The sequence below is a fragment of the Microbacterium sp. str. 'China' genome (genome assembly GCF_002993305.1).
Lineage (GTDB): Bacteria > Actinomycetota > Actinomycetes > Actinomycetales > Microbacteriaceae > Microbacterium > Microbacterium paraoxydans.
Map to the genome: position 1 here is coordinate 2,654,904 of NZ_CP027434.1, position 19,764 is coordinate 2,674,667.

The following is a 19,764-nucleotide window of genomic DNA, read 5'->3' on the forward strand; positions in this document are numbered from 1 at the left end:
ATGGCGGTGGCGCGCGCGGGGTAACCCCGGACCGCGATCAGAGCAGTTCGGCCGTCTGCCTGGCGATCTGGAGCTCCTCGTCGGTGGGGACGACGAGGACCGTCACGGCCGAGGCGTCCGTCGAGATGACGCGGAGGCCGCGCTCCTTCGCCTCGTTGCGGGCGGGATCGATCTCGATCCCCGCGAAGCCGAGCGTCGCCATCGCCGCCGCCCGCACGGGCGCCGCATTCTCACCGACGCCGGCGGTGAAGGACACGACGTCGACCCCGCCGAGCTGGGCGATGTAGGCGCCGGCATAGGCCCGCAGACGGTGGACGTACACGTCGAAGGCGAGCGTGGCGGCCTCCTCCCCCGCGGCGACGCCGGCGAGGATGTCGCGCATGTCGCTGCGTCCGGCGAGTCCCGCCAGCCCGCTGCGGGTGTTCAGCAGCGCGTCGAGGTCGTCGATGGTGTAGCCGGCGCGACGGGACAGATGCACGAGAGCGGCCGGGTCGATGTCACCCGACCGCGTGCCCATGACGAGGCCCTCGAGCGGCGTGAGGCCCATCGAGGTCTCGACCGAGCGACCCCCGTCGATCGCGGTGACCGAGGCGCCGTTGCCGAGGTGGAACACGAGCTGTCGGAGGGTCCCGAGGTCGCGCCCGAGGAAGCGTGCGGCGGTCTCGCTGACGTACTGGTGGCTCGTGCCGTGGAATCCGTACCGACGGACACGGTGCTCGGCGGCGAGCGCCGCATCGATCGCGTAGGTGTAGGCCGCCGGCGGGAGCGTCTGATGGAACGCGGTGTCGAAGACCGCGACATGCGGGACGTCGGAGAACACGGCACGGGCCGCCCGGATGCCGGCGAGGTTCGCCGGATTGTGCAGCGGCGCGAGCACGGCGAGCTCGTCGATCTGCCGCTCGACGTCGGCGTCGATCAGGGTCGGCGCGTAGAAGCGCGCACCGCCGTGCACGACCCGATGCCCGACCGCGACCGGCGGATGCGCGTCGAGGGAGGGGCCGTGCGCGGCGAACTGCGCGCGCATGACCTCGAAGGCCGCGGCGTGGTCGGGGATGGCCTGTTCGTCGCGGTACGTGGCGTCGAGCATCGTCGCCGACGGTCCGTCACCCGGCTCCGGGCGCACGGTGTGGGCGACGGGGCTGGAGTCCTGGCCGATGCGCTCGATGAGCCCACTGGCGAGCTCGTCCTCGTGCGCCGTGTCGATGAGGCTGTACTTCAGCGAGGACGACCCGCTGTTGATGACGAGGATCGCGCTCACGCCTTCTCCCCCGCTCGTTCGGCGCCCTGGGCCTGGATCGCCGTGATGGCCACCGTGTTCACGATGTCGTCGACGAGCGCGCCGCGGGACAGGTCGTTGATCGGTTTGTTGAGCCCCTGCAGCACCGGACCGATGGCCACGGCGCCGGCGGAGCGCTGCACCGCCTTGTAGGTGTTGTTGCCGGTGTTGAGATCCGGGAAGACGAACACGGTCGCGCGCCCCGCCACGGCCGAGTCCGGCAGCTTGGCCTTGGCGACCGCCGCGTCGGCGGCGGCGTCGTACTGGATCGGACCCTCCACGAGGAGTTCGGGAGCGCGCTCGCGCACGAGCGCCGTCGCTGCCCTGACCTTGTCGACGTCGGCCCCGGACCCGGACTCGCCGGTGGAGTACGACAGCATCGCCACGCGGGGGTCGATGCCGAACTGCCGGGCGGTGGTGGCGGACGAGATCGCGATGTCGGCGAGCTGCTCGGCCGTGGGATCGGGGATGACCGCGCAGTCGCCGTACACGAGCACGCGGTCGGCGAGGGCCATGAGGAACACGCTGGAGACGACGTTCACCCCCGGCTTCGTCTTGATGATCTCGAAGGACGGCCGGATCGTGTGCGCCGTGGTGTGCGCGGCACCGGAGACCATGCCGTCGGCGAGCCCGAGATGCACCATCATCGTCCCGAAGTAGGAGACGTCGGTGACGGTGTCGGCGGCCTGCGCGAGCGTGATCCCCTTGTGGGCGCGCAGCCGCGCGTACTCGGCGGCGAAGCGCTCAACGAGGGCCGGGTCGGTGGGACTCAGCACCTGCGCGCCGGCGATGTCGAGGCCGAGTTCCGTCGCCCGCGCGCGGATCGCGCCGTCGTCGCCGAGGATCGTCAGCTCCGCCACCTCGCGGGACAGCAGCGCCGCCGCCGCCCGGAGGATGCGGTCGTCGTCGCCCTCGGGGAGGACGATGTGGCGGCGGTCGGACCGCGCGCGTTCCATCAGGCCGTACTGGAACATGAGCGGCGTGACGACGTGCGCCTCCGCGAGCCCGAGCTGCTCGGTGAGCTCGGCCACGTCGATGTGCGCCTGGAAGAGTCCGAGCGCCCGGTCGTAGCGACCGCGCGAGTCGGCGGAGATGCGTCCGCGGGTGCCCATCACCCGCACCGCCGTGTCGTAGGTGCCGAGGTCGGTGGTGATGATCGGCACCGAGGAGGCGAACCCGTCGAGCAGCTGGAGGATCGGGTCCGGCAGCGGGAACGGCCCGTTGAGGATGATCCCGGCGATCCGCGGGAACGTGCCGGAGGAGTCGGCGAGAAGGGCGGCGAGCAGCACCTCGGTGCGGTCTGCGGGGATCACGACCACGGCCTCGTCGGTGAGGCGCGGCAGGACGTTCACCATCGACATGCCGGCCACGACGATCGACAGCGCGACCGCGGTCAGACGATCCTCGTCGCCCTTGAGCAGCGTCCCGTCGACCGCGGAGACGATGCCGCGGATGGACGGCGCGACGAGCGCGCGGTCCTCGGGGAGCGCCCAGACCGGCGTGCCCTCGGGGAGGACCGCCCGCACCGCGTCGACGATGGCGTCGAGCCCGTCGGGGTCGGCCCTGTTCACGGCCACCGCGAACAGCTCCGCGCGCTCCTCGGCCAGTTCCGGCAGCGCCAGGGCGGCGATCTGGCCGACGGCGGCGGCCTCCCGCGCCGTGGTCGTGCCGAGCTGCTCGGCCTGCCGCTGCTGGTCGCGTCCGCTCAGCACGAGCAGGACGGGGGCGCCGAGGTTCGCCGCGATCCGGGCGTTGAAGCCGAGCTCGGCGGGGCTCGCGACGTCGGTGTAGTCGCTGCCGACGATGACGACGGCGTCGCACTGCGCCTCGACGGCCTTGAAGCGCGCGACGATGGTCGACAGCGCGCCCTCGGGATCGGCGCGCACGTCGTCGTAGGTGACGCCGATGCAGTCCTCGTACTCGAGCTGGACGCCGTCGTGGGCGAGCAGCAGCTCGAGGATCTCGTCGCGCTCGGCGACCGCGCGGGCGATCGGGCGGAACACGCCCACGCGCGGCGACACGCGCATCAGCGCATCGAGCACCCCGAGGGCGATCGTCGACTTCCCGGTGTGGCCTTCAGCCGAGGTGATGTAGATGCTCCGCGACACGGCTCCAGCTTAGGCGGGCACCCCGACACCGCACCCCGCCGCTGCCGTGACAAACGCGCGCGTCACTCGCACGGGCCGGACAGCACGTCGACGACGGCGGCCGCATCCTCCTGGTACCGCGTGTAGTAGTCCCGGTCCGTGTTCACCTGCACCCGGTGGATGGCGTGCGACGGCGCCATCGACCGCCAGTCGGGGACCCGCGCCAGGCGCTCGAAGAACAACCGGGCCGCGGTGGCGGGATCCATCCGCTGCTCCGCGCTCCCCCACCAGTCCTGCTGCTGGAAGAGGCCGATGCTCGTCGTGCGCGATCCATCCGGATTGGTCCAGCCGCGCGTCTCCCAGTCCCCGTAGTCGATGTTGCGCAGGCTGCTCTCCCCCATCGCGGTCATGACGCCGAGGATCTGGCCGTCCCGCGCGAACCCGAGCTCGTCGGCGGTGCGGATGATGGTCGCGGCGTTCTCGAGCTGTTCGCCGCTCCACCCGGCGACGCCCGCCTGGGGGAAGGTCGACGGCCGGTCGAGGCAGACCGGCGCCGGATCCCTCGCCAGCCCCAGCGGGATGAGCACGAGCAGCACCGCCCCCGCGGCCACCACCGCGGCGGACACGGCGACGCGCCGCAGGATCCGCTTCCGCTGTGCGCGCCGGGCGGCCCGACGGCGGGCCTCGCGGCGTCGGCGGTTGGCGGCCTCGCGCGACGCGGCGGGCCGCCGAGTCGACGGGGTCCGCGTCCCCGTCGTCCTGCTCGTGCGCGGAGCCGTCATCGTCCGACGGCGCGGCGCTGGTCGGGACGCCGTCCGGCGAGCGCGGCTGCACCGCCCCCGATGGCACCGAACAGATGGCCCTGCCAGGACACGCCGTCCGCGACGCCGAACACCCCGGCCAGCATGGTGCCGCCGTACAGGCCGACCACGACGACCGCGATCACCGCGTAGAGGATGCGGTGCGACACGCGCCCGGGGGCGAACACCCGCATCACCACGTAGCCGAAGTACCCGAACACGAGCCCGGAGGCGCCCACGGTCAGCGTTCCGGGGGCGTTCACGAGCCAGGTCCCGAGCCCGCCGACGACCGCGACGATCACGGTGACGGCCCAGAACCGGCGCGTGCCCTCGACCGCGACCAGGCAGCCGAGCACGAGGAACGGCACGGAGTTCGCGATCAGATGCGCCCAGCTCGCGTGCAGCAGCGGGGCGAAGACGATCCCCAGCAGTCCCGCAGGGTCCCACGAGCGGATGCCGAGGCCGCTGAAGGAGCCTGGCAGCACGGCGTCCGCGAACTGCACCGCCCACATCGCCGCGAGCAGGAGCACGGGCGAGGCGAATCGCCGCAGCGGATGCTCGGGCCTGGCCGGCGGAGGAACGGTCACCGCTCGATTCTCGCAGGAGCACCCTGGGGCCGGCTGGACGCGGGCAAAAGAAAAGACCCTCCGCGCACCCAGCAGAGCCCGGTTACCCTTGCTGCGTTTCCGCCCTGGGGGAATTGGCCTGGATGCCGCCACGCGGAGAGCCGTCGTCCACTCTACCCGACGCCGACCGTCGCGATGACACACCCCGCTCGTCGAGAGACTGTGCAGGTCAGGGATCCATCGATGCGCGGACGGAGACGACGGACGGTTCCTCATCTGCTCGCTCGGAGAACCAGTCGACCAACTCCGACGGGCACTCGACGTCCGCGACCTGGACATCGAAGCTCCCCGGCACGCCCGACAACTCGGCGCACCCATAGATGCTTGCCGAATATCCGGCCAGGCCGGACGGGATCGAGACGTTGATGGGGAAGAACACACAGGCTGTGATCGTGTCGCCGGCACGCTGCAAGCAGTACATGGTGTTCGCTGCCCGAGCATCTGGCAGTTCCTCGAGCCCGGACAAGAGTTCGAACGTGGAAACCTCCGCGTAGTGTTCGGGGGCGGGATCGCTGCCGGTGGGGGTCGACTCCACCGCCGAGCTCATCGCAGCCACTGCGGCCCTCACATCGTTTCCGAGGCGCGCTTCGGCGATTCCGCCTGTATCGGGTCCACATGCGGTGAGCATCACGGCCATCGAGAGAACCATGCACGCCTGAGCCGCCCGCGTCCTCCTCACCACTGCAGCACACCTGTCCCTGTTTGACCCGACCCCGAGCGACTGTTCACCATCCGAGCACTCAATGCATACCACCTTGCTCGACGCCGCGGTACCGAATCTGGGGCTGACCGCCGGCCCGCTGTCTGCGGGATACCGGGCAGCCCGGCATGGTCCCGTGGGCCGTGCGGAGCGTACGATCGATGCACGCGCATCGTTGCGCCGGACGAGAGGGAACGCATGCCAGAGAACGCCCCCCTGAGCCCGGTCGCGATCGACGCCGACGGATTCGCCGCCCAGACCGCGGCCATCCTCGGCTCGATCAGCCAGGTGATCGACGGGAAGCCCGAGGCCGTGCGCAGCGCCCTCGTCTGCCTTCTCGCCGAAGGCCATCTGCTCATCGAGGACGTGCCCGGCGTCGGGAAGACGATGCTGGCGCGCGCCCTCGCCGCGACCGTCGACGCCACCGTCCGGCGCATCCAGTTCACCCCTGACCTCCTGCCCGGCGACGTCACGGGGGTCTCGGTCTACAACCCCGTCGATCGCGAGTTCGAGTTCAAGCGCGGCGCCGTCTTCGCCCACATCGTCATCGCCGACGAGATCAACCGTTCCTCCCCCAAGACCCAGTCCGCGCTCCTGGAGGCCATGGAGGAGGGACAGGTCACGGTCGACGGCTCCACGCATCGGCTGCCCGACCCGTTCCTCGTCGTCGCCACACAGAACCCGCTGGAGATGGAGGGCACCTACGCGCTCCCCGAGGCGCAGCGCGACCGGTTCATGATGCGCATCTCGATGGGTTACCCCGACCCCGCGGCCGAGGCCCTCATGCTGCGGCAGCGTGACGTCGTGAACCCGCTGGCGACCGTGACCCCGGTCGCGGACGCCACCGCGATCTCGCAGCTCATCGCCTGGGCCCGGGCCGTGCATGTGGCGCCCGCGCTCGAGGAGTACGCCGTCGCCCTCGCCCAGGCGACGCGGAACGACCCCAGCCTGCACCTCGGCGCCAGCCCGCGGGCCACGTTGCAGCTCGTCCGCGCCGCGAAGGTCTGGGCCGCACTGGACGGCCGCGACTACGTCATCCCGGATGACATCACGGACCTGCTGATCCCCGTGTTCGCCCATCGGCTGCTCCCGGCCCGCGGCGCGCATCGGGCGGGCGCCCAGCCGGTCGAGGCGGCGCTCACCCAGATCGCGGAGCGCGTGCGCGTGCCCGTCGCGACCCGTTCCTGAGGACACTGCCATGCGCCGTCGTCGACTGCTCACGCCGCGCGGCACCGGTGCGCTCATCGCCGCCCTCGCATGCATGATCGCGGCCAACGTCCTCGGCGCGCGGATCCTGCTGTACCTCGGGGTGCTGCTGGCCGCGCTCACGCTGTTCGCCGCCCTCGCGGTACGCCTCCCGCGGCGCTCCGGGACGGTCAGTCGGCAGATCTCGACCGACCTGCTGACGGTGTCCGAGACCTCGCGGGTCACGGTCCGCTTCACGTTGCGCGCCCTCCGGGTCCCGCACGGGCTGTGGCACGACGTCCTTCCCACCGCGGTCACCGGAGACTCGAGCGGCGAATACCCCGCGGACACACCCCAGCTCAGCTACCTCGTCACCGGCGTGCGCCGCGGCGTCTGGCCCCTGGGGCCCCTCGTGCTGCGGACGGTCGATCCGTTCGGTCTCGCCCAGCGCGAGCAGGCGTTCGGCGACACGCGCACCGTCACGGTCGTCCCGGAGGTCTTCGCGCTCACCCCGCTCGCCGTGCGGATCGGCGCCGCGGGCGGGACCGCGCACACCTCGTCCACCCGCCTCGGCCAGGGCAGCGACAACCTCTCGCCCCGTGGGTACGCCCCCGGCGACTCGATGCGTCGCATCCACTGGAGGGCCACGGCACACCGCGGCGAGCTCATGGTCCGGCAGGAGGAAGAGGAATCGAGCCCGGACGCGGTCGTCGTGCTCGACCGCGCCGCCGGCGGCTGGGCGCCGGGCACCGATGTCGTCGACCCGGCGTTCGAGGCCGCCGTCTCCCTGTGCGCATCCGCCGCCGTCCACCTCGCAGCGGAGGGGTACAGCGTCGACGTCCTGGACAGCGCCGGCACGCTCCTCGGCGCGCTCCGCGGACACGAGGACGACCGGGACGGACTCCTCGTCGCCCTGGCGATGGTGACGCCGCGCGGTGAGAGACGCGATCTCGTCGCCCTCCTGGGAGGGACTCCGCCGGGCCCGCTCGTCTACGTGACCGGACGGCTGGACGAGGAGGACGCCGCGCTGCTGCGCCCGGCCGGGGCTGCGGCGCCGCTGCTGTTCAGCACGGATCCGCTTCCGGGAGCGGAGGACGCCGCCCGCCACCACGGCTGGACGGTGACGCGGCTCGGCATCGACGTGGCGGACGCCTGGGACGACGCGCTGTCGGCACGGACGGGAGCCACCGATGTTCCGCGCTGAGCGCCCGCAGCCCGCTCCTGTCCCCGCCGGCACGAGCGCACGCTGGCACCGCGACAGGGAGGAGCCGCCGCCCGGTGTGCTCGCGCCGGCGGCCCTCGCCGGGCTCGCCGCACTCACGGCGCTGTGGCCGTTCACCGCCGTCATCGTCCCGGGGACCTGGTCCTTCGTCGCGACCGTGGTCATCATCGCGGTCGTGGGGGTCGGCGCGCTCGTGCGTCACCTCCTGCGCAGGCGCTCGGAGGGCATCGCCGGGCTGCTCGCCCTCCTGGGGCAGATCATCGTGGCGGTCGGCGTGCTCACGCTGCTCCTCGCGGGGGACACCGCGGCCGTCGGGGTCGTCCCGACGGCCGCGACCCTGAGCCGGTTCCAGGTCCTGGCTGCGGCGGCAGCGGAGGAGATCGTCTTCGGCTCCGCCCCGCTGGAGGCCACTCCGGGGCTCGCAGCGGCCCTCGGCGCGGGCTTCGCGGTCGTCGCGATCCTGCTCGATCTCCTCATCGTGAACCGATCCGCCGTGCTCGCGACCGTGCTGATGGGCGTCACCGGCGCGGTGCCCATGATCATCACCCTGGGTGCCCCGAACCTGGGGTGGTTCGCCGCGGCGGCTGTCGTGGGCCTCCTCGTGTTCCGCTTCACCGCCCGCCGCCATCCGGAGTCGCCGCGCCGATCGTCGCCAGGGGTCGCGGTCGCCGTGGGCGCCGCCGCCCTCGCGACCACCTTCGTCGTGACGCCGCTGCTCCCGGTCGGCTCGACCATCACGGGCACCGGGGTCGGCGTGACGGTCGATGCCTCGCTGCGGCTGGGCGACGATCTGCGGCAGCCGAGCCCCGTCGAAGTGCTGACCGTGGCCGCGAAGGCGGACGCCGCCCCGTACCTCCGTCTCACGACGCTCTCCCGGTTCGACGGCCGCGTGTGGCAGCCCGATCGCGGCGACCTGCAGTCTCAGGTCGACGGCTTCGGCGAACCGGAGTGGGGAGACGACATCACCACCGCCGAGCAGACGACCTCGATCCGAGTGCTGCGCATGTCGAGTTCCTGGCTGCCGCTGCCGTATCCCGCCACCGACGTGCAGGGACTCAGCGCAGCATGGCGCGTCTCGCCCGAGAACCGCACCCTGTTCTCCCGCCGTGCCGATGCGGTCGGCAACGATTACACCGTGACCTCGCTCCGAGTGACACCGACGCTGGAGCAGATCCGCGCGGCGGAGGCCGCCCCGCCTGTCGAGGACGCGGAGCGCGAGGACGTCGAGCTGCCGGGAATCATCTCCGAGTTGGCGTCAGAGGTCACCGCGGACGAGGAGTCCGACTACGACCGTCTGGTCGCGCTGCAGAACTGGTTCCGGTCGGAGTTCGAGTACTCGCTGGAGACGCCCGTCGACGAGGGGTTCGACGGAACCGGCGCTGACGCGGTGGCCCGTTTCCTCGAAGAGCGGTCCGGGTACTGCGTGCACTTCGCAGGCTCCTTCGCCCTCATGGCCGAAAGCCTGGGCATGCAGGTGCGCATCGTGGTGGGGTACCTCCCCGGGTCGCCTACCGATGAGAAGCGCGGAGACGAGTCGATCTTCTCGGTGTCGAGCGATCAGCTGCATTCCTGGCCCGAGGTGCTGTTCCCGGGGATCGGCTGGGTACCGTTCGAGCCGACCGCCTCCCTCGGCGTGCCCACGGCCTTCCGTGCAGGGATCACCGGAGGGGGGACCGGCGGCAGCCCGACCACCCCGGCACCGACCACGGCACCTCAGACCGAGGAGACGTCGGGCCCGGAGGTCGACCGGAGGGACGCGGATGCCGGCTCGACGGACTCCGGGGAGCTGAGACGGCTCGACCCGACGCCCGTGCTCCTCGCCGCGCTCGGAGTCGTGGCCCTCCTTCTGCTTCCGGCGGCCGTCCGGATCGTCGAGCGGCGCGTCCGCATGGGCCGTGCGGCGCGAGGCGACGCGGCCGCCGCCTGGGCGGAACTGCGGGACACCCTCCTCGACCTCCGGATCGCGGTCTCGGATGCGGACAGTCCTCGGATGCGGGCCGCCGGGCTCGTCCGGGAGGCGGGGGCGGACGAGGAGGCGCTGGGGCGGCTCATCACGGCCGTGGAGCGGGCCAACTACGCTCGCTCGTCCGCGGTGGAGGACGATCTCGCGGCGCCCCTGCGGTCCGTGCTCGTCAGCCTCCGCGCGCATGTCGACGGCACGACGCGAGCCCGAGCCGTGCTGCTGCCGCGGTCGCTCTACGCCCCGCGGGGGTCCGACTCGCGGCTCCTGATCTGACGCTCGGCCGCCGGACGCTCAGGTCTGCGACGGAGCAGCCGTCACATGCGCCGGGCACGTGACGGCCTCGCAGTCCGCGCAGACCACGAACTGCATCCGGCAGGAGAGGTCGGGGCAGTTCGCGGTGCGTTTGGTCGCCGCACCACACCCTGCACACACGCCGATGACGCGCGCGTGATCCGAGAAGTCGACGGACCCGCGCCCGTCGAAGACGTAGAGCGATCCGTCCCAGAGGCCGTCGTCGCCGTACGTCTCGCCGTAGCGGACGATGCCGCCCTCGAGCTGGTAGACCTCGCCGAAGCCGCGGGACACCATGAGGCTCGACAGCACCTCGCAGCGGATGCCCCCGGTGCAGTAGGTGACGACGGGCTTGCCCTTCAGGTCGTCGTACACGCCGGAGTCGAGCAGACGCACGAAGTCCCTGGTGGTCTCGGTGTCCGGCACGACGGCGCCGCGGAAGCGTCCGATCTCAGCCTCCAGCGCGTTCCGGCCGTCGAAGAACACGACCTCGTCCCCGCGCTCGGCGACCAGGGCGTGCAGCTGGTCGGGGGTGAGCCGCGCGCCTCCGCCGACGACGCCGTCCGCGTCGACGCGGAGCTCGTCCGGGGCGCCGAACGACACGATCTCGTCGCGCACCTTCACGCTCAGCTTCGGGAAATCGAGGCTGCGGCCCGCCTCGTCGAGTCCGGTGCCCTCGCTCCATTTGATGTCGGTGTCCCGGAAGGGGGCGTAGGAGCGGAACGAACGCGCCCACTTCTTCAGAGCCGGGAGGTCCCCGCCCAGAGTGCCGTTGACGCCGTGCGCCGAGATCAGCAGCCGTCCGCGCAGCCCCAGCGCCTCGCCGAGGTCACGCTGCCAGACGCGGATGGCCTCCGGGTCGGCGAGCGGGGTGAACGCGTAGAAGAGGACGATCTTGGGGGTGGCCACCCAGGAATCCTACGTCGCCTCCTGAAGCGCTACGACACGTCCCTCCGCAGGAAGACGATCGCCCCTGCGCCGACCGCGAGCAGGACCCATCCTGCCGCGAAGGGCACGGCCGCGGGCCCGAGGCGTCGATCCGCCGGGATGCCGATGACGGACACGTCGAACTGGAAGGCGCCGAGCAGGGCCGGGAGAGGCAGGTATGCGGCGCCTGCGCTCCAGAACAGCGCGACGAGCATCCCGAACCCCATCGTGAGCGCGGCGGCGAAGAGCGCCGCGAGATGCGCCTGCACGACGATGCCGACGCCCAGCCCCCACAGCGCCGCGGCCGCACCGAGGGCGACAGCCGACGCGACGGCCGACGCGTTCACGGGCACGCCGCCCATGGTGACGAGCAGCGCCGTGCGACCGCCGACCACCGCGGCGCCCGCGACGACCGCGCCGCCCAGCGCCGCGGCGGGCACCCGGGCGACGAGCAGCGCCCATCGGGACTCCAGCATCAGCCGCTGCGCGACGACGCCGTCCCGCCGGTCGATCGTGTAGCGGAAGGAGCCGTAGACGGCCGCGAGGATGCCGGCGTAGGTCGCGAGCACGGCGTCGAAGGGGGCGACAAGCTCCTCCCGGGCCGCCGACGGGGCCTCGGCGAGCTCCGCCGGGATGCTCATCGCCAGGGAGAGGGACAGCAGGAAGGCCGCCAGCGCGACTCCGAGGAGGACGACGTCCCCGGCCGCGCCCCGCGCCTGTGCCCGCAGCGCTCGACCGATCACGCGACGCTCCGCCGTCCCCGGACGGCGGCGAGCGCGACGAGGCCGACCGCCCATGCCGTCCCGATGGCGAGGGCGGGCGCGAAGGCGAGCAGTCGGCCCTGGTACTCCGGCACGCTCAGCGCCGCGATGGCCATGCCGGGAGAGAACCGCGCGATCTCGGGCGCGGTCCGCAGCATCGCGAACTCCAGCGCCATCGGGAAGACGAGGACGATGATCGCCGTTGCGTAGTAGTTCCGGGTGATCCAGCCGATCGCGCCGCCGATGAGGGCACCGAGGACCACACCGCCCAGAGCCCCCACGACGATGCGCCCTGCCTCCGCCGTGAACACGAGGCTGAGCCCGTGCCGGGCGAGGAAGACGGAGATGCCGAGCGTCCACAGCAGGATGACGACCACGGCCAGCGTGAGGGCGATGAAGACGCCCGCGACCAGCTTCCCCGGGAAGGCGCGGCGGAACCCGACCGCCGTGAGCGTCCGGTCCATGGAGCCGTAGTAGTACTCCCGCGTCACCGGGTACGCGCCGACGAACGCCGCCGAGATGACCGACCACGCGAGCGGCTCCAGCAGCCGGGCCGTCGCCGTGCCCGCGTCGAGGCCGTCCACCGCGAGACGGGAGCCGTCGGAGAAGAGCACGAAGGCCGGCATGAGGACCGCGACGAGGTACACGGCCAGGATCGACAACCCGCTCACCGCGCGCAGCAGTTCGCCGCGGATCACGCCGCTCATGCGGGGGCTCCTTCGACGAGGTCGAAGTACCGGCTCTCGAGCGAGTCGGCCCCGCCCGTGACGAGGTCGTCCAGCCTCCCGGCGAAGAGCGCGCGCCGTTTGATGACGACCACCTCGTCCACGACCTGCTCGAGCTCGGAGAGCTGATGACTGGAGACGAGCACCGTGCCGCCGCGTTCGGCGAAGCCGCGGAGGAACCGGCGCAGCCACCGGATGCCGTCGGGGTCCAGACCGTTGGCAGGCTCGTCGAGGATGAGCGTCCGCGGCGCACCGATCAACGCCGCGGCCAGGCCCAGCCGCTGCGCCATGCCCGTCGAGTAGGTCTTCACACGACGGCGCGCATCGGCGGCGAGGCCCACCTCGTCCAGCACCTCGTCGACGCGGTCGCGGGGCATCCCGGCGGCGAGCCGGCAGATCTCCAGGTGCCGTCGCCCCGAGATGCCGGGCTCGAAGCCGAACCCGTCCATGTGGACGCCGACGTGCGCCGCCGGGTTGTCCAGCGTCCCGAACGGCGCCCCGTCGATGACGGCCTCGCCGCTGGTCGGCCGCACGAGTCCGACGATCGCCCGCAGCGTCGTCGACTTCCCCGCGCCGTTCGGGCCGAGAAGCCCGACGATCGCCCCGCGGGGCACCGCGAACGACAGGTCTTCGACGGCGGTGCGGCGTCCGAACCTCTTCGTGAGGCCGCGTGCCTCGATGGCGTGCTGATTCATGTTCATCCTCTCTCCTCCTCGCTCGTGAGAGCTGTCAGCGGGGACGCGACCGTCGCCCAGAGCGCCTGCCAGAGCGGGGTCGTGCCGAGGTCGACGCGCGCCTGTCCGGCCGCCGGCAGGGCACCCCGCTCCCCCGTCACCTCCACCTCCGCCACGGCCGTCGCCGGGACCGATGCCTCGGGCATCCTGACCGGGAAGAGCGCCTCGATCGGCACCTCGGTCTCCGTCGCAGGTCGGGTCCGGATCGTCCCCTCGCCGAGGTACTCGCTGGCGAGGATGCCCCGCGTCGACAGGACCACCGGAGCGCCGTCCGGGATGCGGGCGCCGGGATCCCGTCCGCCCTGCACCAGGACCACCCGGTCGTCGTCCACGGAGAACCCCAGCACCGCGGCCGTCGGGACCGGGACGAGGATGCCGGCGGCCACGATTCCGGCCGCGAGCGCGGCGGTCACGCCGACGAGGCGGAACCGCGAGGCACCCGATCGCCACACCCGGAGCAGAGCGCGCACCAGGAGGACGACACCCGCCACGACCACGACGGCCTCCAGAGCGAGCACGAAGAGGCTCGCCGCCAGGCCGCCTCCGTCGAGCAGCTGCGCGGTCCGGACGACTGCGAACAGCACCATGACGACCGGGGCCGCCAGGCAGCAGAGACCGAACGGCACGCTCCACCACCGCTCCAGCGCCCGCGGCTGCCGCGGCGCCCCGAACACGAGGCGGGCGAGGAAGCCCGCGCCGTCGCGGATCGACCTCCTCCGGAGATTCGGCTCGTCCAGGGCGCTCATCAGGGCGAGGTACCCGTCGAAGCGCACGAAGGGGATCAGGTTCACGAGTACGACGACCGTGCAGGAGATCGCGAGGAGCAGCAGTGTCTCGCGGGCCGCCGCCGACGGCAGGGCGAGAGCGGCGAGCATGGCCACCGCCGCCACCGTGGCGTGGACGGCGGGGCCGGCCAGGGCGATCGCCACACGATGCCGGCGGTCGGGGAGCCGCCAGCCGTCCGTGACATCGACGAAGAAGGCGGGCGTGAGGTACAGGAGCATGAACCCCGCGCGCCGCGGCCGGCCTCCCAGCCGGGTGAGGGTGAGCCCGTGCGCGGTCTCGTGGACCAGCGTCGCGAGACCGAGCGCCACGACGACGAGGGCGAAGCCGGCGAGCGGCACAGGACGAGCGAGCACGGCACCCAGCTCGCCGGGGTGCAGGGCCGCGCCGACGATCCCGGCCCCGACCACCGCGGCGACGACCGCGAGGACCGCACGACGCGGTACGGGCACGACCACACGGTCGAGACGCGCGAAGAGCGCGGAAGCGCGGAGGGTCGCGAACTGCACGGTGAACGGCGGCCGATACGTGACACGGCCGGGCAGCCGGGACGCGCCCCCGTCCAGGAGCCCGTTGTCGCGGAAGCGCTCCATCAGTCGCAGCACGCTCTCGTCGGTCTCCCCCGGGGCGAAGCGCGTCTGCAACGCCGAGACGGGAGTCCGGCCGTCCATCGCCGTCAGCAGGTCGACCACCGCTCGGGACAGTCGGGCGGTCGGCACGCCCTGGACGGTGGCGAGCCACCCGGACCCCTCCGCCGTCGGCTCGAACGCGACGCCGGCGGCGAGAGACGGGCACGAGTCCGCCGTGAGGGAGGCGCGGCCGTCCCCGCGGCGACGCCGATCGGGTCGAGGTCCTGCCGTCGTCATCGCCGGCCCCTTCCATCCCCGGCGCGGGAGGTCGTGAGGAGCAGGATCTCCACGCCCGCGGGCGTCCGCACGGGAGACCTCTCCGGCGCCGTGAACCCCGCGGCGACGAGCTCACCCGCGAGGACCTCGGGGGTCAGCACGTGCAGGCGACTCGTGAGGACCGGCACCTCCGCGCGCGGGGCGATGTCCGCGAGGCGGACCCAGTTGACCAGCCGTGCGGCGCCGTCGTCCTCGATCTGCTGTGCGAAGAGGTAGGGCTCGTCTCCGGCGCTGCCGGGGACCGTGATCTCGCGGTCGGTCGGGATTGCGAGAGTGTCCGCCGACACCCCGTCCGCGATGGTGAGGGCGAAGACGCCGGCGGAGGCCAGATGACGTCGAACGCCCGCGTAGAGACGCGCCCGGTCTTCGCGATCGAGCAGCGTGATGGAGGTCGCCCCGAGGACGACGAGGCCGAAGTGCCCGCCGAGTGCGAGGTCGCGCATGTCCGCCACGACGCACTCGACGGTCGCTCCGTGCGGCACGGCGCCGCGGAGGCGCGCGAGCATGTCCGCGGAGAGATCGACCGCCGTGACGCGGTGCCCGGAGCGTGCGAGCGGGATCGTCAGCCGTCCGCTGCCCGCGGCGAGGTCCAGGACGGGTCCGGGGGCCGTGTGCGCGAGCCCCAGGACCTCGCGGATCTCCGCCCGGTCCGGGCCGACGAGCCGGTCGTAGAAGTCGGTGCCGGCTCCGGCGTACAGGTCCTGTGCCCTGGCGGTCGCGCCGACGAGGTCGAGCCGTGCCGCCACGGTCTCGGTGATCAGGGACGTCATCCGTGCATCGCCTCTCCTCGGCTGGATGGTCGGGGGGGTGCGGGCGGACGATCCCGCCCGCACCCGCTGTCAGGTCGCGATGGCGGCGGCTCCGCCGATGATCGCGATGATGTAGCTCGCGTGCTCCCACCACTCGAGCGGGGTGTCGATCTGTTCGAGTTCCAGGAACTCCAGCGACGTGGACTGCACAGTGCACCTCCTAGGTCAGAGCGAGAATTCCGATGATCACGCCCACGGCGAAGCCGCGGATGTAGTCATCGGCATCGCCCGGCGCGTCCATGGCCTCGAGTTCGGTGAACTCGAGCGCCGGCAGTGCTGCGGTCATGCGTCCCTCCTTCCTTTCTCCGATCGAGTGCTGCCGGACGGCATCACGTGGCGGCTGCCGCACCGATCCCGATGAGGACCAGCGCGCCGATCACGCCCTGGTAGAAGCTGTCCCAACTGGGGGCCTCCATCGGGTCGAGCTCCTGGAACCGGATGCTCATCTCCGTGCTTTCGTTCATTCCCGTCACCTCCTCTCCGCCACTCGGGGCCGGCGATCGCCGACCGGGGACGGGCTCCACCGGGAGTCGTGAAGCACAGCGCGGACGTCCGCGGCGCGGATTCCGCGCAGCATGGGGCGGTGATCACCCCACGCCCTCTCCACGGCGGCGGCGATCCGATCGATCTCCCGTGCGCTCGGGCGCGGCGGTGACGGGAGGCCGCCCTGATCGACGACGACGGCGATGCCGGCGGCCGGGTCGCGAGGCAGTGCTGTCCCCGCCGCGACGCCGGCCCAGAAGGCGTCGAGGCTGGCGCGGTCGCCCCAGCGCGGATCGCCCGCACCGATCCGCTGCCAGACGGCGGCGATGACCGCCGCCGTGGCCGTCATCTTGCGGACGCCGAGATGGAAGGCGACCTCGTTCGCGAGGTACCAGTGCCGGGCGCTGTACGGATCGGGGCCGCGAAGGGCGGCCGTGCGCTGGGTCGCGGCGCTGAGCCGCGCGAGGCGCAGGCGTCCCGTCGTCGACATCACGTCCCGCGCGGCCGCCTCGAGCAACGCCCGACCGAGGATCCGCGCGTCGCGGTCGGCCCGCGCCGTCCGTGGACTCGTCGAGGCGCCGGCCACCCGGAGGAACGCCTCCAGCGCTCCCTCTCGCACGGCAGCAGGGGTGAGCGTGGCGAGCTGGTCGGGATCGAGGACGGCGTGGCGCGGACGCAGCGGGCGACCGACGAGGAGCCGGGCTCCGCAGCGGTTCCGGAGGATGGCGACGCTGTTCGTCTCCGACGACGTGCCGAGCGTCGTCGACATCGCGACGATGTCGACCGGCGGAGGCGCGTCGGGCAGGATCGTGAGTGCCGAGGTCGCCGCGTGCCGCAGGGCGAAGTCCAGGAGGCGTCCGGGGCTGAGCGCGAGGGCCGCGATCTTGCTCGCATCGAGGACGCTTCCGCCGCCGACGGCCACGATGACCTCGGGCGGTCGCCGGACGAGCTCCTCGGCGATCAGGAGGATCCCCAGCTCATCCACCGCGGCAGCGTCCACCGTCATCGTCCGGCCCGACTGCGGGGTGGGGAGGGGGTGCGCGACGGCCGCGTCGGCGAGCACCAGCGTGTCGCGTCCCGCTGTCAGACCCACCATCGTCTCTCGTGCGCGCGACCCGTGCCACAGCGTGGGGACGCGTGCGGTGAACGGCACGGTCATGCCACCGCCTCCCGCGCCCGAGCCAGGCCGCCTCGCACGGCCCGGTCGGTCTCGGCCACCTCCGCCGGGGTGAAGCCGTAGCCGGGGATGAGCTGGAAGGAGCTCGGACCGGGGTGCACCACGACACCGCTGTCGGCGATGGCGGACACCACCTCCAGGACGTCGGTCCCGGAGAGCGGGGACCCGTCCGGGCGGCGGAGCCCCACCCCGACGAAGCAGCCGCTGCCGGTGACGTCGGTGACGATCCCGTCCTCCTGCCAGGTCCGCGCGAGGCGATGCAGCGTCGACGCGAGGGCCTGCGTGGTGGCCTCGACGTCGATACGGCGGAGCTCGTCGATCACGGCGAGGACCGCGGCCGCGCAGGCAGGCGTGCCCGCCTGCGTCTCCCCGTGCACGAACGTCCATCCGCCGCGGGCGAATGCCGTCGCGATGCGGTCGCCGACGAGGAGCGCCGCCGCTCCCATCGCCCCGTTCGTCAACGCCTTCGACACGAGGAGGACGTCCGGGGCGGCTGCCCAGCGGTCGGTGGCGAACATCGCGCCGGTGCGCCCGAAACCGGTCGCCACCTCGTCTGCCACCAGCAGGAACCCGTGCCGCTCCCTCAGCTCCAGGAGACGACGGACGAAGGCGGCGGACAAGGCATGGGCGCCGCTGCCGAGGACGGGCTCCACCACGACGGAGGCGACGCGGGAGCCTTCACGCTCCAGCAGCGCTTCGAGCTCCGCCCCCTCGTCAGTGTGCGACACGTGCCGCACCGTGCGCCTGTCGACGCCGTAGACCGACTGCAGCAGGTCGTCGCCGCTCAGCACATGACTGCCGTACATCGTGCCGTGATAGCTGCCGCGCAGGCCGACGACGAGCGACCGCGAGCCCGCGCCCTGCTGCGCCCAGTACTGCCGGGCGAGCTTCATGGCGGCGTCGTTGGCCGCCCCGCCGGAGGTGGAGAAGATCACCCGCCGGTAGCGGTCGGAGCCCGCGAGGGCGATGAGGGCGTCGGCGGCGTCTTCGGCGTACCGGTGCGGGGCGCGGAACAGCGAGAGGTACGACGCGTCGCGGGTCGCCCTGCTCACGGCCTCGGTCACCGCGGGATTGCCGAAGCCGAGGGGCACGTTCCACAGGCCGCTGGTCGCGCAGAGGCGGTCGGAGCCGTCGGCGTAGAAGAGGCGATGACCGGCGGCCCCGATCGCCACCCGATCCGGAGGGAACGCGGTGTCGGCGGGGAGCATCGACGTCCACAGCGCGTGCGGCACGCTCATCTCGCACCGTCCCCCGAGGCGTCCTCGGTCCGCGCACCGAGGTGGACGCCGAGCGCGGCGAGCGCCTCCAGGCACAGGTGCCGTGCGTGGGCATCGGGCACTCCGCAAGCGCGCGCCACGCGCGCCGCCGCCCGCCCGCGTGTGCTCGAGGTCTGGATCGCGTCGACCACCGCCGCGGTCAGCGGCGACAGGAGATGCCGACGGAGCGTCCGGACGTCGGCGAGCAGGAACCCCTCGGCGGTGTCGAGCAGGAACGGGTCGTCGGCCAGGGCCTCCGCCTCCGCGAGGTCGTCATCGAGGAGCGCCCACCCGTAGCCCGCGATCCGGGCGGTGCCGTTCGGCAGGCGGAGCATCTTCCGGAGATCGGCGGCGTCCAGGTATCGACGGAGCCACGGCCGGGTGTCGAGTTCGGCGACGAGGTCGGCCGAGCCGGGCACGCCGCCCAGCATCGACGCCCGCGGGAGAGCCCATCCGAGGGCGTCGGGGAGGTCGTCCACGTGGCCGATCGCCTCCCCCTGCAGCCCGAGATGCACACCGCCGTCCCCGTCGATGCGGACGGCGCGCGGAGTCTCCACCTCCTGCGGCCGCGCGAGAGCGGAGCGGTCCGCCAGCAGCACCCGCGGGTCGAGCATCGCGGCGGCGAAGACTCCGGTGCCGCGAGCGAGGTCGGCGTCGTCGAGGAAGGCACGCCAGCTCGCCTCGTCGAAGAAGCGCATGGCCGTCGGTCCGACGATCTGGACGAAGGAGGCCGCGATGTAGTCCTGGAGCTCGACGCCACGCTCCCCCAGGAACAGCTCGTCACCGAGGTCGGCGAGCCGTCCTCCGTAGCCGACGACCCGCGCCGCCGCCGGCCGAGGCGCCGATCCTGCGGGCTCGAGGATCACGTCCTCGGGGTCGGCCGCAGCCGCGAGGGCCTCAGCCCCGGTCTCCGCCTCGCGCAGGAACACGCGACCGCGTGCCGCGTGCCCGCCGGTGACCCACGCCCGCAGGGCGTGCGGCCCGAGGAGCGGATCTTCGCCCGTCGACCCGTCGTCCTGCCGTGCCGTCGTCGCACTCGTCCCCATGATCCCCC

Annotated in this window: 20 protein-coding genes and 1 other RNA gene; 3 read left to right on the forward strand and 18 right to left on the reverse strand. The window is 72.7% G+C overall.

The features are described 5' to 3' along the window. Positions 1-37 precede the first annotated feature (37 nt). The 6 genes from C6C15_RS12830 to C6C15_RS12855 form a co-directional block, all read right to left on the reverse strand. Complete coding sequence (locus C6C15_RS12830) at positions 38-1,258, reverse strand: acetate/propionate family kinase (RefSeq protein ID WP_105950286.1); 1,221 nt, start codon at positions 1,256-1,258, stop codon at positions 38-40. Then, the gene (pta, locus tag C6C15_RS12835) at positions 1,255-3,384 is read right to left on the reverse strand and encodes a phosphate acetyltransferase (protein WP_060923289.1); all 2,130 of its coding nucleotides are present in this window, start codon (positions 3,382-3,384) and stop codon (positions 1,255-1,257) included. Before pta ends, C6C15_RS12830 begins: the two co-directional genes overlap by 4 nt. Positions 3,385-3,446: 62 nt before the next feature. Beyond that, positions 3,447-4,145 (reverse strand): hypothetical protein, encoded by a 699-nt coding sequence (locus C6C15_RS12840; RefSeq protein ID WP_105950287.1) that lies wholly within the window; start codon positions 4,143-4,145, stop codon positions 3,447-3,449. Further along, entirely contained in the window at positions 4,142-4,750 is a 609-nt protein-coding gene (locus C6C15_RS12845; protein ID WP_060922551.1) for a rhomboid family intramembrane serine protease, read from the reverse strand. Before C6C15_RS12845 ends, C6C15_RS12840 begins: the two co-directional genes overlap by 4 nt. A gap of 48 nt (positions 4,751-4,798) precedes the next feature. Next, positions 4,799-4,895, reverse strand: an RNA gene (gene ffs / locus C6C15_RS12850) — signal recognition particle sRNA small type. A 63-nt stretch (positions 4,896-4,958) separates the two neighbouring features. After that, positions 4,959-5,426, reverse strand: coding sequence for a hypothetical protein (locus C6C15_RS12855; RefSeq protein ID WP_158698558.1), 468 nt, complete (start codon positions 5,424-5,426; stop codon positions 4,959-4,961). 261 nt (positions 5,427-5,687) lie between these two features. On the opposite strand from C6C15_RS12855, the gene C6C15_RS12860 reads away from it, so the two are divergent. The 3 genes from C6C15_RS12860 to C6C15_RS12870 are packed head-to-tail and all read left to right on the forward strand — an operon-like array spanning position 5,688 to position 10,132. Continuing rightward, positions 5,688-6,677, forward strand: coding sequence for an AAA family ATPase (locus C6C15_RS12860; RefSeq protein ID WP_060922553.1), 990 nt, complete (start codon positions 5,688-5,690; stop codon positions 6,675-6,677). Positions 6,678-6,687: 10 nt separating this feature from the next. Beyond that, positions 6,688-7,878: a DUF58 domain-containing protein gene (locus C6C15_RS12865; RefSeq protein ID WP_105950289.1), complete on the forward strand. Its 1,191-nt coding sequence runs from the start codon at positions 6,688-6,690 to the stop codon at positions 7,876-7,878. Then, on the forward strand, positions 7,865-10,132 hold the full coding sequence (locus tag C6C15_RS12870) for a transglutaminase family protein (protein ID WP_105950290.1): 2,268 nt from the start codon (positions 7,865-7,867) through the stop codon (positions 10,130-10,132). Before C6C15_RS12865 ends, C6C15_RS12870 begins: the two co-directional genes overlap by 14 nt. Before the next feature lie 18 nt (positions 10,133-10,150). Here C6C15_RS12870 and trhO read toward each other — a convergent pair whose 3' ends face one another. From trhO to mpaB, 12 genes are all read right to left on the reverse strand, one after another. Further along, positions 10,151-11,059, reverse strand: coding sequence for an oxygen-dependent tRNA uridine(34) hydroxylase TrhO (gene trhO / locus C6C15_RS12875; protein WP_105950291.1), 909 nt, complete (start codon positions 11,057-11,059; stop codon positions 10,151-10,153). Between the two features lie 29 nt (positions 11,060-11,088). Continuing rightward, positions 11,089-11,820, reverse strand: a complete 732-nt coding sequence (locus C6C15_RS12880) for a hypothetical protein (protein WP_105950292.1) — start codon at positions 11,818-11,820, stop codon at positions 11,089-11,091. Beyond that, complete coding sequence (locus tag C6C15_RS12885; protein ID WP_105950293.1) at positions 11,817-12,545, reverse strand: ABC transporter permease; 729 nt, start codon at positions 12,543-12,545, stop codon at positions 11,817-11,819. The genes C6C15_RS12880 and C6C15_RS12885 overlap by 4 nt, the downstream gene beginning before the upstream one ends. Then, positions 12,542-13,258 (reverse strand): ATP-binding cassette domain-containing protein, encoded by a 717-nt coding sequence (locus C6C15_RS12890; protein WP_234024149.1) that lies wholly within the window; start codon positions 13,256-13,258, stop codon positions 12,542-12,544. The genes C6C15_RS12885 and C6C15_RS12890 overlap by 4 nt, the downstream gene beginning before the upstream one ends. Positions 13,259-13,260: 2 nt before the next feature. After that, a complete protein-coding gene (mpaP, locus tag C6C15_RS12895) occupies positions 13,261-14,946 on the reverse strand; it encodes a daptide biosynthesis intramembrane metalloprotease (protein ID WP_105950295.1) in 1,686 nt (561 codons plus the stop codon). Continuing rightward, entirely contained in the window at positions 14,943-15,755 is an 813-nt protein-coding gene (mpaM, locus tag C6C15_RS12900) for a daptide-type RiPP biosynthesis methyltransferase (protein WP_060922559.1), read from the reverse strand. The genes mpaP and mpaM overlap by 4 nt, the downstream gene beginning before the upstream one ends. Positions 15,756-15,824: 69 nt before the next feature. After that, complete coding sequence (mpaA3, locus tag C6C15_RS17455; protein WP_301178377.1) at positions 15,825-15,944, reverse strand: MpaA3 family daptide-type RiPP; 120 nt, start codon at positions 15,942-15,944, stop codon at positions 15,825-15,827. Between the two features lie 10 nt (positions 15,945-15,954). Continuing rightward, entirely contained in the window at positions 15,955-16,080 is a 126-nt protein-coding gene (gene mpaA2 / locus C6C15_RS17410; protein ID WP_257721411.1) for an MpaA2 family daptide-type RiPP, read from the reverse strand. Between the two features lie 43 nt (positions 16,081-16,123). Beyond that, the gene (gene mpaA1 / locus C6C15_RS17415) at positions 16,124-16,258 is read right to left on the reverse strand and encodes an MpaA1 family daptide-type RiPP (protein WP_255218700.1); all 135 of its coding nucleotides are present in this window, start codon (positions 16,256-16,258) and stop codon (positions 16,124-16,126) included. A gap of 5 nt (positions 16,259-16,263) precedes the next feature. Continuing rightward, the gene (gene mpaC / locus C6C15_RS12905) at positions 16,264-17,436 is read right to left on the reverse strand and encodes a daptide-type RiPP biosynthesis dehydogenase (protein WP_105950296.1); all 1,173 of its coding nucleotides are present in this window, start codon (positions 17,434-17,436) and stop codon (positions 16,264-16,266) included. After that, positions 17,433-18,692, reverse strand: coding sequence for a daptide-type RiPP biosynthesis aminotransferase (gene mpaD, locus C6C15_RS12910; protein WP_105950297.1), 1,260 nt, complete (start codon positions 18,690-18,692; stop codon positions 17,433-17,435). Before mpaD ends, mpaC begins: the two co-directional genes overlap by 4 nt. Further along, the gene (gene mpaB, locus C6C15_RS12915; protein ID WP_105950298.1) at positions 18,689-19,756 is read right to left on the reverse strand and encodes a daptide biosynthesis RiPP recognition protein; all 1,068 of its coding nucleotides are present in this window, start codon (positions 19,754-19,756) and stop codon (positions 18,689-18,691) included. The genes mpaD and mpaB overlap by 4 nt, the downstream gene beginning before the upstream one ends. Positions 19,757-19,764 lie beyond the last annotated feature (8 nt).